Source organism: Olsenella sp. CU969, assembly GCF_905219715.1.
Taxonomy (GTDB): domain Bacteria; phylum Actinomycetota; class Coriobacteriia; order Coriobacteriales; family Atopobiaceae; genus Granulimonas; species Granulimonas faecalis.
This window is the reverse complement of sequence record NZ_CAJMXC010000001.1, coordinates 35,633-52,003: the sequence shown is the minus strand read 5'-3', so window position 1 is coordinate 52,003 and position 16,371 is coordinate 35,633. Positions and strand designations below refer to the sequence as shown.

General features: G+C 69.0%; 12 protein-coding genes and 1 pseudogene. 12 read left to right on the top strand and 1 reads right to left on the bottom strand.

Annotation, left to right across the window (positions count from 1 at the left end; genetic code table 11):
• Positions 1–21: 21 nt before the first annotated feature.
• The 4 genes and pseudogenes from JX283_RS00210 to JX283_RS00195 all read left to right on the top strand — a co-directional run bounded on the left by JX283_RS00210 (position 22) and on the right by JX283_RS00195 (position 5,761).
• Positions 22–984: an ROK family protein gene (locus JX283_RS00210; protein ID WP_204828789.1), complete on the top strand. Its 963-nt coding sequence runs from the start codon at positions 22–24 to the stop codon at positions 982–984.
• A gap of 40 nt (positions 985–1,024) precedes the next feature.
• Complete coding sequence (locus JX283_RS00205; RefSeq protein ID WP_204828788.1) at positions 1,025–1,714, top strand: N-acetylmannosamine-6-phosphate 2-epimerase; 690 nt, start codon at positions 1,025–1,027, stop codon at positions 1,712–1,714.
• Positions 1,715–1,971: 257 nt separating this feature from the next.
• The gene (locus JX283_RS00200; protein WP_204828787.1) at positions 1,972–3,156 is read left to right on the top strand and encodes a DegT/DnrJ/EryC1/StrS family aminotransferase; all 1,185 of its coding nucleotides are present in this window, start codon (positions 1,972–1,974) and stop codon (positions 3,154–3,156) included.
• 1,396 nt (positions 3,157–4,552) lie between these two features.
• Positions 4,553–5,761, top strand: a pseudogene (locus tag JX283_RS00195) (NlpC/P60 family protein).
• A gap of 177 nt (positions 5,762–5,938) precedes the next feature.
• Here JX283_RS00195 and JX283_RS00190 read toward each other — a convergent pair.
• Positions 5,939–6,931 (bottom strand): GNAT family N-acetyltransferase, encoded by a 993-nt coding sequence (locus tag JX283_RS00190; protein WP_204828786.1) that lies wholly within the window; start codon positions 6,929–6,931, stop codon positions 5,939–5,941.
• A gap of 108 nt (positions 6,932–7,039) precedes the next feature.
• On the opposite strand from JX283_RS00190, the gene uvrC reads away from it, so the two are divergent.
• The 8 genes from uvrC to secG all read left to right on the top strand — a co-directional run bounded on the left by uvrC (position 7,040) and on the right by secG (position 16,232).
• Entirely contained in the window at positions 7,040–9,016 is a 1,977-nt protein-coding gene (gene uvrC, locus JX283_RS00185; protein WP_239652383.1) for an excinuclease ABC subunit UvrC, read from the top strand.
• A gap of 101 nt (positions 9,017–9,117) precedes the next feature.
• Complete coding sequence (gene rapZ, locus JX283_RS00180; protein WP_204828784.1) at positions 9,118–10,008, top strand: RNase adapter RapZ; 891 nt, start codon at positions 9,118–9,120, stop codon at positions 10,006–10,008.
• A 2-nt stretch (positions 10,009–10,010) separates the two neighbouring features.
• A complete protein-coding gene (gene whiA / locus JX283_RS00175; protein WP_204828783.1) occupies positions 10,011–10,976 on the top strand; it encodes a DNA-binding protein WhiA in 966 nt (321 codons plus the stop codon).
• A 216-nt stretch (positions 10,977–11,192) separates the two neighbouring features.
• Entirely contained in the window at positions 11,193–12,218 is a 1,026-nt protein-coding gene (gene gap / locus JX283_RS00170) for a type I glyceraldehyde-3-phosphate dehydrogenase (RefSeq protein ID WP_204828782.1), read from the top strand.
• A 119-nt stretch (positions 12,219–12,337) separates the two neighbouring features.
• Positions 12,338–13,531: a phosphoglycerate kinase gene (gene pgk / locus JX283_RS00165; protein ID WP_204828781.1), complete on the top strand. Its 1,194-nt coding sequence runs from the start codon at positions 12,338–12,340 to the stop codon at positions 13,529–13,531.
• Positions 13,524–14,303, top strand: a complete 780-nt coding sequence (gene tpiA, locus JX283_RS00160; RefSeq protein WP_204828780.1) for a triose-phosphate isomerase — start codon at positions 13,524–13,526, stop codon at positions 14,301–14,303. Before pgk ends, tpiA begins: the two co-directional genes overlap by 8 nt.
• The gene (gene gpmI / locus JX283_RS00155; RefSeq protein ID WP_204828779.1) at positions 14,303–15,871 is read left to right on the top strand and encodes a 2,3-bisphosphoglycerate-independent phosphoglycerate mutase; all 1,569 of its coding nucleotides are present in this window, start codon (positions 14,303–14,305) and stop codon (positions 15,869–15,871) included. The genes tpiA and gpmI overlap by 1 nt, the downstream gene beginning before the upstream one ends.
• A 109-nt stretch (positions 15,872–15,980) precedes the next feature.
• On the top strand, positions 15,981–16,232 hold the full coding sequence (gene secG, locus JX283_RS00150) for a preprotein translocase subunit SecG (RefSeq protein ID WP_239652382.1): 252 nt from the start codon (positions 15,981–15,983) through the stop codon (positions 16,230–16,232).
• Positions 16,233–16,371: the final 139 nt, after the last annotated feature.

Below are 16,371 nucleotides of genomic sequence, written 5' to 3'. Positions count from 1 at the left end.
CCCGCAGAGAGGGGGGAGACNATGGAGCCGNCCACCGTCNTCGCCGTCGACATCGGCGGTACCAAGATCGCATGCGGCCTCGTGACCTTTACGGGGGAGGGGGTGCCGGTCGTCGAGTCGGTCGAGCGCGTCCCCACCAACCCGCTGCGCGGGGGGAAGGCCGTGCTGGCCGACGTGATCGCGGCCGTCAAGGCGGCCTGCGCCCGCTCGCCGCGTCCCGTGGCAGGGGTCGGCATCTCCACCGGCGGCGTCGTCGACCCGCGCACGGGCGACATCACCTACGCCAACGAGATGATGCCCGGCTGGTCGGGCACCCCGCTCGGCACGGCCGTCGAGGAGGCCTGCGGCCTGCCCTGCAGGGTCCTGAACGACGTCCACGCCCATGCCCTCGGCGAGGCCCGCTGGGGCGGCGGCCGCGGCTACGAGTCCGTGCTCGTGGNGGCCGTGGGCACCGGCATCTCCGGCGCCATCGTGGACGGGGGCGTCTTGTCCCTGGGGGCCCACGACATGGCCGGCAACGTGGGCCACATGGCCTGCGAGGAGGCCGCCGGCATCGAGTGCACCTGCGGCGCCGTGGGGCACCTCGAGTCCGTGGCCGCCGGNCCGGCCATCGTGGGGGAGTACGTGCGCCTCTCCGGCACCGACGCCGACCCGGAGGGCAACCCCGTGGGGGGCGCCTACATCTCCCGGGCCGCCGAGGAGGGCGACGAGGCCGCCGTCGCGGCCGAGACCCGCAGCGGCCGCGCCCTGGGCGGCGTCCTCGCCTCGTCCGCCAACCTCATCGACCCCGAGGCAATCATCCTGTCGGGCTCCGTGGTCCAGTGCGGCCCCGTCTGGCACGACGCCNTCGCCTCCGGCTATGCCGACCGCGCCATGGCCCCGGTCCGCGACCTCCCCGTCGACCGGGGCCTCCTCGGCGACGACGCGCCGCTCATCGGCGCGGCCGAGCACTTCGTGAAGGACGGCTATGGCGACCTCTCCTAGCCGCGACCCCCGCCTGCGGCGGGAGAAAGGCAATCNTGCGATGACAGCCCAAAACCTCATCGACTCGCTCCGCGGCGGCCTCGTCGCCTCGGTCCAGGCCTACCCCGGCGAGCCCATGCGCCACCCCGAGACCATGGCCCAGATCTCTCGGGCCTGCGAGCTTGGCGGCGCCTGCGCCATCCGCTGCCAGGGCCTCTCCGACATCTCCGCCATCAAGGGGCGCGTGGAGGTCCCGGTCATCGGCCTCTGGAAGGAGGGCCACGACGGCGTCTTCATCACGCCCACCCTGCGCCACGCCCGGGCCTGCGCCATGGCCGGCGCCGACATCGTGGCCCTCGACGCCACCGACCGCCCGCGCCCCGACGGCCGCACCTTCGAGGAGACCGTCGCCGAGCTCAAGAAGGAGGAGGTCCTCGTGNTGGCGGACTGCTCCTCCATCGAGGACGTGCGCCGTGGCTTCGCCGCCGGGTGCGACCTCTGCTCCACCACGCTCTCGCACCCCGGCGCCGCCATCGACCAGGCGGCCGGCCAGGGCCCCGACCTCGACCTCATCCGCCAGGCGGTGGCCGAGTTCCCGGGCCGCCCCGTGGTCTGCGAGGGGAGCGTCCACTGCCCGCAGGACGCCGCCGACGCCGTCGAGTCCGGCGCCTGGTGCGTGGTCGTGGGCACCGCCATCACCCACCCCACGTCCATCACGAGCTGGTACGTGGGCGCGGTGAACGGGTCGTAGCCCAACGCCCCCGAGACGGCCATTTCCCAAGACCGCAACCGCCCGCCACGGTCTTGGGGAACAATCTGGAGGCGGTCGGTCCCCGAGACCGACCGCCTTTCATTTTGGTGCGAAGCCGTCGTCTCCTTGCGGTTTGGGGTCGTCAGGTCGTCCTGCGCCCGCCCATCCCGGTCGCCCGGGGAGAGCGGTGCACCGGGTACAGGGTCTTCATAGGGGCGGGGTAGAATCGCCCCGACTGCCGTCCGATGGAGGTTCCTATGGAAGACGAGGCCNTACGCCTCACCCACGGCCTTGCCGAGGCCACCCGCACGAGTCCCGAGGANTGGTACCTTGTGTACAAGGCCCGCTACGCCNTGGANGTGGTCTTNGAGGCCCTGGNCGCGTCGGANCCTTCGGTGCGCTCGGTCGTCACGCAGCCTTTCACCTGTTGCACCGCCGTGGACCCCATCCTCGTGGCCGGGCTCGTCCCGGTGTACGGCGACATCGATGCCGACACGGTGTCCCTCGACCCGGCCGTGCTGCCCCTCGGGGAGGGTGTCGGGGCCGTCGTGCTCCAGCACTCCTTCGGCATCATCGACGACGCCTCTTCGCGCGAGTTGGTCGAGAGGGCCCACGGGGTCGGGGCCCTCGTGCTCGAGGACAGCGCCCATTGCGCCACTCGCATGGCCCTCACCGACCAGGGTCGTCCCGTGGCCGACGTCTCGGTCCACTCGTTCGGTGCCGAGAAGATGCTGCGCACCTCGTTCGGGGGTGCCGTCTGGATCAACCCCCGTGGTCGCCGGCCCCAGGCCCTCTCCATCGCCCGCGAGCGCCTCGCCGCCCTCGAGCCAGTGTGCGGAGGCGTGGCCAGGGCCGCGCGCCTTTACCTCAACGAGAACCGTGTCCTCAACCGCCTGCCCCGCAAGGCCGCCGTTTTCCTGCGGCCCAGCCTGGTNGNGGCTAGGCTCCTCGAACCGGCCGTGGCNGACANGGAGATGGCCGGGGGGCTTCTTCACGGCCCCANGGCGCCCGATCGATGGATCTGTGCCCAGGTGAACAACGAGCTCAAGCGGGCCCCGCAGAACATGGGATCGCGCCGGGAGGTGGTCTCGGCGTTCATCGAGGCCNTTGGCGGCTCGGTACCGTACCCGGCGGCCCAGGGCTCCGACCCCGTCCAGCCNCTCCTGCGCTTCAGTGTGGTCGCACCCTCCACCGAGACGTCGCGCGAGGTGATCCGCAGGGTCAGGGAGCTNGGTTACCTCGCTGAGGACTGGTACCGTCCGTCACTCTACCCCGGTGTCGTCGACCCCGGAGCCTACGGTCTCCCCGCGGTCGGGACCCTGCCGGTCTGCGACCGGGTGACCGCGGGCATCGTCAACCTGCCCACCGAGGTCCCGGTCGACGCGGTGGCACCCATGGCTGAGGCCGTCAAGCAGGTTCTCTGGACCCCATCGAACATGTAACGGAGGAAACGATGCCCGCTGTCACCATCANCGACGAGAGCCAGGTCCCCGAGCTTCTGCAGCCCGTGTGCATCGGAGGCGACATTCTCGGCTACTCCTATGCGAGGTCCTTCCACCGCCGGTGGGGGGTCGACCCCGTCATCCTATCNGCCGTCGACGTCCAGGTGACNTCGTCGAGCCGCCTGTGCGACTACCGCGTCGTCCCCGACCTTGGGGAGCCCGGCCGGCTCCTCGAGGAGCTCCTTGCCCTGGGCAAGGGGCTCAAGGCCGCCGGCAAGCTCGGCATCGTGCTTGGTTCGGCGGACTGGCACGCCAGGATCCTCTCCGAGCACGCCGAGGAGCTCTCCGAGTTCTACGCCGTGCCTTACCCGGACTTCCCCCTCCTCGACCGCATCACCGACAAGGGTGAGTTCTACCGCATCTGCGAGGAGCTCTCCATCCCGTACCCCAAGACCTGGACCGTCCTTGCCTCTGAGGGCGACCTGCCTGACGACCTGCCGTTCCCGCTTGTGGNCAAGCCGGNCAACNCGGCGNCCTACGACCNGCTCGAGTTCCCGGGCAAGGAGAAGGTCTACGCCGTCGACGATCGTCGCGGCCTCGACGAGGTCATGGGCTCCCTCGCCCGTTCCGGCTACTCCAAGGAGGTNGTGCTCCAGGNCTTCGTGCCTGGAGGTGACTCGGCCCTGTGCTCGCTCACGGTCTTCACCGACCGGCATGGCGAGGCCCGCGTGGTGTCCGGCGGCCGTGTGGTCATCCAGGACCACTCGCCCATCCTCATCGGCAACCCCTGCTGCATCATGGGGGAGCGGGTGGAACAGATAATCTCCGATGCCAAGCGCTTCCTCTCTCATGTGGGCTATCACGGCGTGGCCAACTTCGACATCAAGTTCGACGAGCGTGACGGCTCCTACCGCTTCTTCGAGGTCAACACGAGGCCCGGGCGCAACAGCTGGTACGTCACCTTGGGCGGCGTCGAGTTCACCGAGCCCATCGTCCGCNACTTCGTGCTCCACGACCCCATGGAGTACCGCGNGGCCTTCGACCCGTTCCTCTATACGGTGGTTCCCAGGAAGGTCGTGGCCGACCCCGTCGCCGACGACGGGCTCAGGGCTCGCGCCCTCGAGATGTTCCGAAAAGGAAAGGCCGGCTATCCCTACGGCAATCCCGATGACACCCTCAAGCACCGGGTGCTNGCGCGCCTTCTGCTGTTCAACCAGGTGAGGAAGTTCAACATCCATCTCGGCAAGGGGACGAGGGTCTAGGGATGTGGAGGCCTCCCGCAGCTGTAAAACCCTTCAGTTTGGCGCCCTGAAGGCCTATGATAAGATGCGACACTGGGTACGCAGCCTGACGAGGGACGCCTTGGCGCCCCATATCCATATCAAGGAGCGATTCCATGAAACGAGCCCGTAGCGTTTGCGCCGCCATCGCCGCCACGGCCTTTGCCCTGACCGTCGTGGTGGCCGTGCCGTCCCCGGCCGTCGCCGAAACCTCCTCGGAGCTTCAGGCCCAGCTCGACAAGGCCAAGGCGACCCGCGACGACTACTACGCCCAGGCCGAGGCCGTCTCCGACCAGCTCAACGCCACCCGCGAGCAGCTCTCCGAGACCGAGTCCCAGATCGCGGACACCCAAAAGAACATCGACAAGGTCCAGGAGGACATCAAGGTCAAGGAGGCCGAGCTGGCCAGACGCCAGGCGCTCCTTGCCGAGAACGTCTCCGAGAACTACAAGTCCGGCGGCGTGTCGCTGCTCTCCCTGGTCCNCGAGGCCAACTNGTTTGACGATTTCGTGACCAGGGTCTACTACGCTGACAAGATCAGCGAGACCCAGGCCNCCAACATNGANGANANCNACCGCCTGCGCACCGATCTCGCCGTGAAGAAGGGGGAGCTCGACAACGAGAAGGCCACCCTCGAGGACCAGAAGTCCCAGCAGGAGCAGCTGGTCTCCCAGCAGGAGGCCCAGCAGGCCGACCTCAAGAGCAAGGTCGACGAGGCCGACTCCTATGTCAACAGCCTCGATTCTCAGGTGAAGGAGGCCCTGGCCCAGGAGGCCGAGGCCGCCCGCCAGGCCGCCGAGCGCGAGGCGGCGGCCGCCGCTGCCGCCGCTGCCGCCAACTCCGGCAGCTACTACTCCGGTGGCGGCACCTCCGGTGGCGGCACCTCCGGCGGGGGAACCTCGGGCGGTTCCGTCTCTTCCGGCGGAAGCACCTCCGGCTCTGTCGGCGGGCTCACCTCTGCCCAGCGCAACACCATCCTCAGCGCCGCGTACTCCCTGGTCGGCAAGGTCAACTATGTCTGGGGCGGCGAGAATCCCTCCACCGGTCTCGACTGCTCCGGCTTCACCCGCTGGTGCTACNCCCAGGCCGGCATCAGCCTNCCCCNCANCTCCGCGTNCCAGCGCGCCATGGTCTCCGCCGNCTCCGGGCTCAAGTCGCCCTCCAGTGNCATCCCCGGCGACATCGTCTGCTGGGAGGGCCATGTGGGCATCTATGCCGGCGGCAACACCGTGATCGACTGCAACTGGCCCCCTGACGGCGTGCGCGTGGCAACCATCTGGAACACCGCGGGCAGCCGTCTCTACGGCGCGGGGTCGCCCATCTAAACGGGTCCGCACCCTCGTGCTCCGCGTCGTCCCTGCAGGGGCCGCACCCTCTCCGGTGCGGCCCCTCTTCTTTTGGCCGCCGGGGACGTCGGGCCCCTGAGGCCGCGGGCCATGGGAAAGGCCCGTCCGGAGCGGTGACTCCGGGCGGGCCCGTACACGTCTCGTGCCTTGGGTGCCTCAGCGGTCCTTGATTCTCTTGGCACCCTTGAGCGCCTTGTAGAAGAGGCCCTTGACGGGGATGTCGCGGTCGGGGGCCACATCCACCACGTCCTTGGAGAACTTGGTCTTGAACATGTTGAGCCCCTTGAGGTTGGGGGAGAAGTCGTTGCCGATGCCCATGANGTCGTAGGTGGTGCAACCCAGTCCGGCTAGGATGAGGCAGGTCTCGAATACCTCGGCGTCCACGAAGTTCTTGACGCCCTCGAGCATGCGGGAGGCCCCGTAGTAGCGGGTGGCGCGGGTACCCTCAATGACGTTGAGCGCCCAGCACGCGAGCTCGCCGTCGATGCGGCCGGCGGTGAGGCGGGCGCGGTCGGGGCCCAGGATCTTGAGCATGTCCACGTAGTCCTTGGCGGGGGAGGGGGTGAAGCCGTCGCGGGCACAGGTCTCCTCCATCACCGCGTAATAGGGGGCGAAGTCCTCCAGGGCCTGGGTCGTCTCATCGGCCACGGTCTCGTTTGACTCGCGCAGAGACTTGCGAACGTCCCTGCGGCCGCGGGTCTTGAACTTGGAGAGGATCTCGTCGGCGTCGCCGTGGTCGAGGTCGATGACCACGGTCTGGTTGTAGGGGCTGGTGGAGAGCACCGGACGNCTCGAGGGAATCTCGTGCTCCACGGCCATGCGGATGAAGGCCACCTTGGGGTCGCGCCTCTTGACGTAGGCCACCAAGGCCCGGGCAAGCTCCTCCTCCCGGTCGGCCGTGGGCGGCACGAGCCATACGGGGGCGTGGTGGCCGCGGAGGTAGTGGTAGCCGTGGGTCTCATAGTCCATGAACGANGCTACGGCCACGGGCCTGCCGTCCTGCTCGAAGGCCACCGACCCCCAGTAGGTGCGGTCGGTGATGGTGGACTCGTACTCGCACCAGTCCTCGGTCTGCTCGACGGGGAGCGGANGGTCNTGCTCCTTTGCTGCCTCCTCGACCCTGGCTGCCGAGATCTCATGCAATTCCATGTTGTGATACCTTTCCTCCACNCGCTGCGCACGGGACCGGTNGTGCGCACCTATGATAGCCGCGGGCCCCCNTGGGNCCTCTACCGGGCAACCTGTTATGGAGGATCTTTGGACCGACCGCGCACCGCCCAGGACGGCGCCGTTCCCGACGGCGCCCCCTCCCTCGCCGAGCAGGTGTCCCGGGTCCCTACGGACCCGGGCTGCTACCTGTGGAAGGACGCCTCGGGCCGCNTGCTCTACGTGGGAAAGGCCAAGAACCTGCGCGCCCGCATGCGGCAGTACGTGAACGGCGACGACGAGCGCGCCATGATCGCGCTCATGATGCCCCAGGTGGCCTCCTTCGACTACCTGGTGGTGGGCTCCGAGCACGAGGCCCTGGTCCTCGAGATCAACCTGATCCAGCAGTACCACCCGCCCTACAACGTCGCCCTCATGGACGACAAGAGCTACCCCTTCATTGCCGTCACCGAGGGCGACCTCTACCCGGCCATCAAGTACACCAGGGAGAGGCATCGTCCCCACACCCGTTATTTCGGCCCCTACACCGACGCCCGCGCCGCCCGGGAGGCCATCGACACGGTCCGCAAGCTCTGCCCCCTCTGCATCGGAACCTGTGCCGAGTGGAAGCGCGTCAAGCGCCTCGCCGACGCCCACCCGGAGCGGGCCGACCTCCTGCCCATGGAGCTCGCCGAGTCGGGGCGCCCCTGCTTCGACTACCACGTGGGCCGCGGCCCCGGCGTGTGCGCGGGCGCGGTCTCGCCCGAGGAGTACCGCGAGAACGTGCGCACCGTGGAGGGGTTCCTCGAGGGGCGCCGCACCGCCCTCAAGGAGGCGCTCCGCGCCGAGATGGACGCCGCCGCCCGCGACCTGGACTTCGAGAAGGCCGGCCGCTACAAGCGTCGGCTCGACCTCGTGGGCCACCTCGACAACGACCAGAAGGTCGTCTTCCGCAACCCTGTGGACGCCGACCTCGTGGGCCTCTGGCGCGAGGAGACCATCGCTGGCGTGTGCGTGTTCGTCGTGCGCGAGGGCCGCATGGTCAGGAGCGCGGAGTTCATCCTCGACAAGGGCATGGACGTCGGCGAGGAGGAGCTGCTCTCGGGCTTCCTCAAGCGCTACTACGGGCGCACCGACGAGGTGCCTCCGGCCATCGAGGTGCCCGCGCTGCCNGACGACTCNGAGACCCTCGAGTCATGGCTGGGGGAGCGCCGCGGCCACCGGGTGCACCTCCACGTGCCCCGGCGCGGCGAGCGGGCGCGGCTGCACGAGATGGCGTCTGCCAACGCCCGCCACGCCCTCATGCGCCACAAGATGCGCACGGGTTACGAGGACGACCGTGCCAACCGTGCCCTCCTCGAGCTTGAGAGCGCCCTGGCCCTCCCCGAGGCCCCCCTGCGCATCGAGTGCTTCGACATCTCCACCATCCACGGCCGCCACACGGTGGCGTCCATGGTGGTGTTCACCAACGGCCGGGCCGACAAGTCGCAGTACCGCCGCTTCAAGGTGCGCACGCCCCTGGAGGAGGCCAACGACTTCGCGTCCATGGCCGAGGTCCTGGGGCGCCGCTACGCGCCGGAGCGCATGGCCGACGGCAGGTTCGGGTCCAGGCCGGACCTCCTCATCCTCGACGGCGGCAAGCCACAGCTCACGGCGGCCATGGGCCAGCTCCAGGCCCTCGGGCTCGACATCCCGGTGGCCGGCCTCGCCAAGTCCGACGAGGAGCTCTTCGTGCCGTGGGACGACGCACCCGTGGTGCTCCCCAGCGGTTCGCCGTCGCTCTACCTCGTCAAGCGCGTCCGCGACGAGGCCCACCGGTTCGCCATCACCTACCACCGCGAGCTCCGCGGCNAGGCCATGACGGCCTCGGTCCTNGACGAGGTCCCCGGGGTTGGGGAGGGTCGCAAGAGGGCCCTGCTCAAGGCCTTCGGGTCCATGAGGGGGCTGCGGAAGGCCGCCCTGGAGGAGATCGAGNCCGTCCCCGGCATTCCGGCGCGGGTGGCGGCGGACGTCTACGGGACCCTCCGCTCGTGGGAGGAGGAGCTCGGCCGCGCCCGCGCGGCGGGCAGGGGGTCCGCCGACGGGTGACCACGGCGCGCCCCTCCGTGCCGGGGGCGTTGTCCCCTGACGGCCCGGCGCCGGCACGGCACCTGTCATACTTGCACCCGAACCCGCCGAGAGGAGCTCACATGGAGAGGACCGAGGACGTTCCCGACGTCGTCGTCATCACGGGCATGAGCGGTGCCGGGCGCACCGAGGCNATGCACACGTTCGAGGACCTGGGCTANTACGTTATCGACAACCTGCCGCCCTCGCTGCTGCTGCCGCTCTCCCGCGTCGTGGGCATCGACTCCGGCGTCGGGCGCCACCTGGCCGTGGTCTGCGACCTCCGCAGCCAGGGGCTCTTCGACGAGCTCCAGGACTCCCTCGCCGAGCTTGCCGACCACGAGCTCTCCTCGGCCCTCATCTTCCTCGACAGCTCCGACGAGGTCCTGCGCCGCCGCTNCGCTCTCTCGCGCCGCCGCAACCCCATCGNCAAGGAGGGGGAGAGCAACCTCGCCGCCATNGCCCGCGGGCGCGCCCAGCTCGAGGACGTGCTGCACCGCGCGGACTACGTCATCGACACCTCCAACCTGCGCCCCATCGAGCTGCGCCGCCGCCTCCAGGGGCTCTTCTCCGAGCTCACCGACCAGCAGCTCATGGAGGTCCACGTCTTCTCCTTTGGGTTCAAGTACGGCATGCCCGAGGAGGCCGACCTCATGATCGACGTCCGCTTCCTGCCCAACCCCTACTGGGACCCGGCCATGCGCCGGCTTACGGGCAAGGACGAGNAGGTGCGCTCCTTCGTGCTCGACCACCCGCAGACCAAGGGGTTCCTGGGGGCCTGGGAGCGGCTGCTCGACTGCGTCATGCCCGGCTATGTCGCCGAGGGCAAGAGCTCGCTCTCCATCGGCGTCGGGTGCTCCGGCGGCCAGCACCGCTCCGTGGCCCTGGCCGAGGCGACGGCCGCGCACCTGGAGGCCGAGGGCTACCGCGTCACGGTGTCCCACCGCGACCTCCACCGCGCCCAGCGGGGCTGACCATGTCGTTCACCGCCGAGGTCAAGGACGAGCTCTCCCGCGTCGAGGGCGGCCCCGAGGCAGATGTCTCGGAGCTCTCCGCCCTGGTGCGGGTCTGTGGCACCCTCTCCTTCTACGGCTCGGGCGCCTACGCCGTGCGCGTGACCACCGAGACGGGGGCCGTGGCGCGCACCGTCATCCGCCTCTCCCACAAGGTGTTCGAGCTCGACACGCAGCTCACCGTGCGCCGCTCCGTCCTGCACAANACCGGNNACTACNTCATNGAGATGCGCGACCAGCCCGGCCTCGAGGACGCCCTCGTGGAGCTCGGGGTGCTCGTCCCCGGCCGCGGGCTCGCCTCGGGCGTCCCCGGGCAGGTGGTCTCCACGCCGGGGCGGCGCGCGGCCTTCCTCCGCGGCGCCTTCATGGCCGGCGGCTTCATCGCCGACCCCCGCGGCGACTTCCACCTCGAGATGGCCGTCACCGGCGNNGCCCTCGCCGAGGCCCTCGTCTCCGTCTGTCGCGACGCCGGTGTCCAGGCCCGGCTCAACCGCCGCCGCGGCGCGTTCGCCATCTACATCAAGAGCTTCGACGACATCGTCCNGTTCCTCCTCGTGGTGGGCGCTGCGCGCACGGCCCGGGCCGTCTCCAACGTGCGGCGCATGAAGTCCGTCAAGAACGACGTCAACCGGTCCGTGAACGCGGAGATGGCCAACGCGCGCCGCGCCTCAGGGGCCGCCGCCGAGCAGCTCGCCCTCATAGACCGCGTGNAGGCCGGGCCNGGCCTNTCCNGACTGCCCCCGGCCCTGCGTGCCTTCTGCGATCTCCGCCGCGAGTACCCAGACCTCCCCCTGGCGGAGCTCGGCCGCCGCGCCTACCCGCCGCTCTCCAAGTCGGCCCTCTACCACCGGGTGCTCCGGCTCGAGGCCCTCGACGCCGAGTGGCGNGACGGCGGGGGAGGGGCCGGCCGATCCGGCGAGGATGGATAAACTACAACAAATATTCTTGCTACCTCCCTGCCNGTAATTCAAAGTTGTCCACTCGCCCGTAGACAATCATGGGCCCTAACTGCAGATTCAGAGTCATTTGTGGGTTCTCGGGCCCGGCGTGCCCCAAACGGGTTACTATGCACGCAGTGGTTCAAGTCATGGCCCTCGACCCGGCCGAGAGGCTCGGTCNGGGAGGGGCCGCGAAAGGAGAAGCGCATGGCAGTCAAGGTTGCGATTAACGGTTTCGGTCGCATCGGCCGTCTGGCCTTCCGTCAGATGTTCGGCCACGAGGGCTCCGAGATCGTCGCGATCAACGATCTCACCAGCCCCGACATGCTGGCCTACCTGCTCAAGTACGACTCGACCCAGGGCAACTACGCCCGCGACCACAAGGTCGAGGCCGGCGAGGACTCCATTACCGTCGACNGCAAGACCATCAAGATCTACAAGGAGGCCGACGCCCACAACCTGCCGTGGGGCGATCTCGACGTCGACGTCGTCCTCGAGTGCACCGGCTTCTACACCTCCAAGGCCAAGGCCCAGGCCCACATCGACGCCGGCGCCAAGAAGGTCGTCATCTCCGCTCCCGCGGGCAACGACCTCCCCACCATCGTCTACAACGTCAACCATGACATCCTGACCGCGGACGACGACATCATCTCCGCCGCCTCCTGCACCACCAACTGCCTCGCCCCGATGGCCAAGNCCCTGAACGACTACNCCCCCATCAAGAGCGGCATCATGGCCACCATCCACGCCTACACCGGCGACCAGATGATTCTCGACGGCCNCCAGCGCAAGGGCGACAAGCGCCGCAGCCGCGCCGGCGCCGTCAACATCGTCCCCAACTCCACCGGTGCCGCCAAGGCCATCGGCCNGGTGATCCCCGAGCTCANCGGCAAGCTCATCGGTGCCGCCCAGCGCGTNCCCGNNCCCACCGGCTCCACCACCCTCCTGTTTGCCGTGGTCGAGTCCGACAAGGAGGTCACCGTCGACTCCATCAACGCCGCCATGAAGGCCGCGTCTGACCCCGAGACCTTCGGCTACAACGAGGACCNGATCGTCTCCACCGACATCGTGGGCATGACCTNCGGCTCGCTCTTCGACGCCACCCAGACCATGGTCCAGGATCTCGGCGACGGTCAGTACCTCGTGCAGGTCGTCTCTTGGTACGACAACGAGAACTCCTACACCTCCCAGATGGTCCGCACCATCAAGTACTTCGAGAAGTTCGTCGCCTAAAGCGGCACCTTCCCAGCGTCTCGCGGCCGTGAGGCGCCCATAGCGTCAGCCAGGGGCGCGGACGAGGCCCGAAGCCCAGTCCGCGCCCCTTCCATTGCAAACCGATAAGGAGGAGTCCCATGGCGTTCACCAAGAAGACCGTCAAGGACGTCGACGTCGACGGCAAGCGCGTCCTCATGCGCGTCGACTTCAACGTGCCGCTGGCCGACGGCGTCGTCACCGACGACACCCGCATCAAGGCGGCCATCCCCACCATCCAGTACCTCGTCGACCATGGCGCNAAGGNCGTGCTCATGAGCCACCTCGGCCGCCCCAAGGGCGACGGCGTGGAGCCCGAGCTCTCCCTCAAGCCTGCCGCCGAGAAGCTCGCCGAGCTCACCGGCCTCGACGTGACCTTCGTGCCCGACACCTACGGTCAGGAGGCCGCCGACGCCGTGGCCGCCATGGAGCCCGGCCAGGTCGTCGTGCTCGAGAACGTCCGCTTCGACAAGCGCGAGAAGAAGAACGACCCCGAGATCGCCGACAGGCTCGCCGCCCTCGGCGACATCTTCGTGCTCGACGCCTTCGGCACCGCCCACCGCGCCCAGGGCTCCGTGGTCGGCCCCGCCGCCAAGCTGCCCGCCGTGGCCGGCTTCCTGCTCGAGAAGGAGGTCGACNCCCTCACCAACATCTTCGAGGCCCCCGAGCGCCCCTTCGTCGCCATCGTCGGCGGCTCCAAGGTGTCCTCCAAGATCGGCGTGCTCGACCACCTNCNCGACNCCGTCGACACCCTGATCATCGGCGGCGGCATGGCCTACACCTTCTTCCTCGCCAAGGGCTACACCGTGGGCACCTCCCTGCAGGAGCCCGACTGGGTTGACCGCGCTCGCGAGATGATGGAGAAGGCCGAGAAGAACGGCGTCAAGCTGCTCCTTCCCGTGGACAACGTGGTCGCCGACCACTTCGGCCCCGACGCCGTGGGCGTCGTCGTCAAGTCCAACGCCATCCCCGACGACATGATGGGCATGGACATCGGTCCCGAGACCGCCCAGCTCTACGCCGACGCCATCGCCGGCGCCAACACCGTCTTCTGGAACGGCCCCATGGGCGTCTTCGAGTTCGACCAGTTCTCCGACGGCACCAAGGCCGTGGCCGAGGCCGTGGCCGCCAACGAGGACTGCACCTCGATCATCGGCGGCGGTGACTCCGTCGCGGCTGTCAACAAGTTCGACCTTGCCGACAAGATGAGCTGGATCTCCACCGGCGGCGGTGCCTCCATGGAGCTCGTCGAGGGCAAGGCCCTTCCCGGAGTGGAGGCCCTTCTCGATGCCTAACAACACGCGCACCCGCCTCATCGCGGGCAACTGGAAGATGAACAAGAACTACACCGAGGGCGTGCAGCTGGTCCAGGACCTGGCCAACGAGCTCGGCCACGACACCCACGGCGTCGAGGTCGTCGTCTGCCCNCCGGCCACCGACCTCAAGGGCNTCTCCGNCGNCATCGNGTTCGACCGCGCCCCCTTTGGCCTCGGTGCCCAGAACGTCTNCTGGGAGGCNTCCGGNGCCTTCACCNGTGAGNTCTCCTGCGACATGCTCAAGAGCGTCNGCTGCACCCACTGCATCGTGGGCCACTCCGAGCGCCGCGACTACTTCGGCGAGACCGACGGCGACATCAACCTCAAGGTCAAGGCGCTGCTGGCCGCGGGCATCGTGCCCATCTCCTGCTGCGGCGAGTCCCTCGAGGTCCGCGAGGCCGGCAACCAGGTCGACTTCGTCGTGGGCCAGATCCGCGCCGACTTCGACGGCGTCGAGCTCGAGAGCGGCGACCAGCTCGTCGTGGCCTACGAGCCCATCTGGGCCATCGGCACCGGCAAGACCGCCACGCCCGAGGACGCCCAGGAGGTCNGCGGCGCCATCCGCGCCGCCCTCGTCGACATCTTCGGCGCCGACATCGCCTCCCAGATCCGCGTGCTCTACGGCGGCTCCGCCAAGCCCGGCAACGTCGCCGGCTTCCTCGCCGAGGAGGACGTCGACGGCGCCCTCGTGGGCGGCGCCTCGCTCGTCGCGGCCGACTTCGCCGCCATGGTCGAGAGGGCTGCTGAGTAATGAGTTCCAACAAGGGAAAGAAACCCGCCCTCCTCGTCATCATGGACGGCTTCGGCCTCGCGCCCACCGGCCNCNAGAACGCCGTGAGNCAGGCCAAGCTGCCCTATATCCAGTCGCTCCTCGCCACCTACCCCCACACCACCCTGGGCGCGTCCGNCGAGGACGTGGGGCTNCCCGACGGCCAGATGGGCAACTCCGANGTGGGCCACCTCAACATCGGCGCCGGCCGCATCGTCTTCCAGGAGCTCTCGCGCATCAACAACGCGGTGCGCGACGGCTCCATCGAGGAGAACCCGGTGCTCNCCGACGCCATGGACGCCGTGAAGGAGAGGGGCTCCGTGCTGCACGTCATGGGCCTCGTCTCCGACGGCGGCGTGCACTCCTCCATGGAGCACGCCGAGGCCGTCGTGTCCATGGNCGCTAANCGCGGCGTCCAGCGCGTGCGCATCGNCGCCTTCACCGACGGCCGCGACGTCGACCCCCAGTCCGGGGCCGGCTTCATGGAGTCGCTCCAGGCCTTCTGCGCCAAGGTCTCCGAGGCCACCGGCGCCGACGTCAAGATCGCCACGGTCTCCGGCCGCTACTGGGGCATGGACCGCGACAACCGCTGGGAGCGCGTCGAGCGCGCCTACGACGCCATCGTCGGCGCCGAGGGCGTCGAGGTGGCCAGCGCCGCCGAGGGCCTGCGTGCGTTCTACGAGAAGGACCCGCGCGGCGACGAGTTCGCCGACCCCATGGTGGTCGNGGNCGCGGCCCTCGGCACCCACGACGGCGACGCGTTCATCTTCTTCAACTTCCGCCCGGACCGCGCCCGCGAGATGACCCGCGCGCTCACCGACGCCACCTTCGACGGCTTCGAGCGCCGCTCCACCCCCGAGCTCTCGTGCTTCGTCACCATGACCGAGTACGACCCCGAGCTCGACGTCGAGGTCGCCTTCCCCAAGACGGTGCCGGCCCACGTCCTGGCCGACGTCATCTCCGACAACGGCCTCAGGCAGCCCCACACCGCCGAGACCGAGAAGTACGCCCATGTGACGTTCTTCCTCAACGGCGGCGTGGAGGAGCCCAAGGAGGGGGAGACCCGCGTGCTCGTCCCGAGCCCCAAGGTCGCCACCTACGACCTCAAGCCCGAGATGAGCGAGCCGGAGGTTACCGAGCGCCTCGCCAGGTCCATCCGCGAGGACGCCGCCGACCTCTACGTGGTCAACTACGCCAACTGTGACATGGTGNGCCACACCGGCGTCGNCCAGGCCGCCACCGCGGCNTGCGAGGCCGTGGACGACGGCCTCTCCCGCATCGTCCCCGAGATCCTGGCCAAGGGCGGCTTCGCGCTCATCCCCNCCGACCACGGAAACGCGGACNATATGTACGACGTCTCCTCCACCGGCGAGCGCAAGCCCTTCACGGCCCACACCACCAACCGCGTGCCCCTGATCGTCGTCGACCCCGACGCCAGCCTGTCCGGCGTCGAGGACGGCCGCCTCTCCGACATCGCCCCCACCATCCTCGCGATGATGGGCATCGACCGTCCCGAGGAGATGACGGGCCGAGTGCTCGTGAAGGAGTAAGGAACCGTGGCGTCCCTCGCGACGCTGTGGTAGCCTTATGGGCTGTGATCTCAGACCGTCTGCCCGGCCCCGCCCCGCGCGGGGCCGGGTCGTGCAAGGAGGAGTCCCCGTGGGTCCCTTGAACATCGCCCACATCGTCGTCTGGGCCCTGTCGGCCGCCGCGTCCATCGTCTTCGTGCTCATGCACTCGGGCAAGTGGACCGGCGTGTCCGACATGATTGNCAGCTCGATGTACAACTCCAACGCCGGCTCCGGCGTGTGGGAGAAGAACCTCGACCGCCTCACGGTGGTCAGCTGCTGCGTCTTCGCGGCGACCCTCCTGATCTTCATGCTCACGTTCCCTCAGGGGAGCCTGGGCTAGGCCCTTCGGGCAATGCGCGTACCGGGACCGCCGCCCCTCCGTGGGGCGGCGGTCCTTCTATTGTGTGTCGATGCGTGAAACATCGGTTCNTTCCGCCGACGACTGTATAACTCGAGCCGTTTGACGCATAAACCCCCGG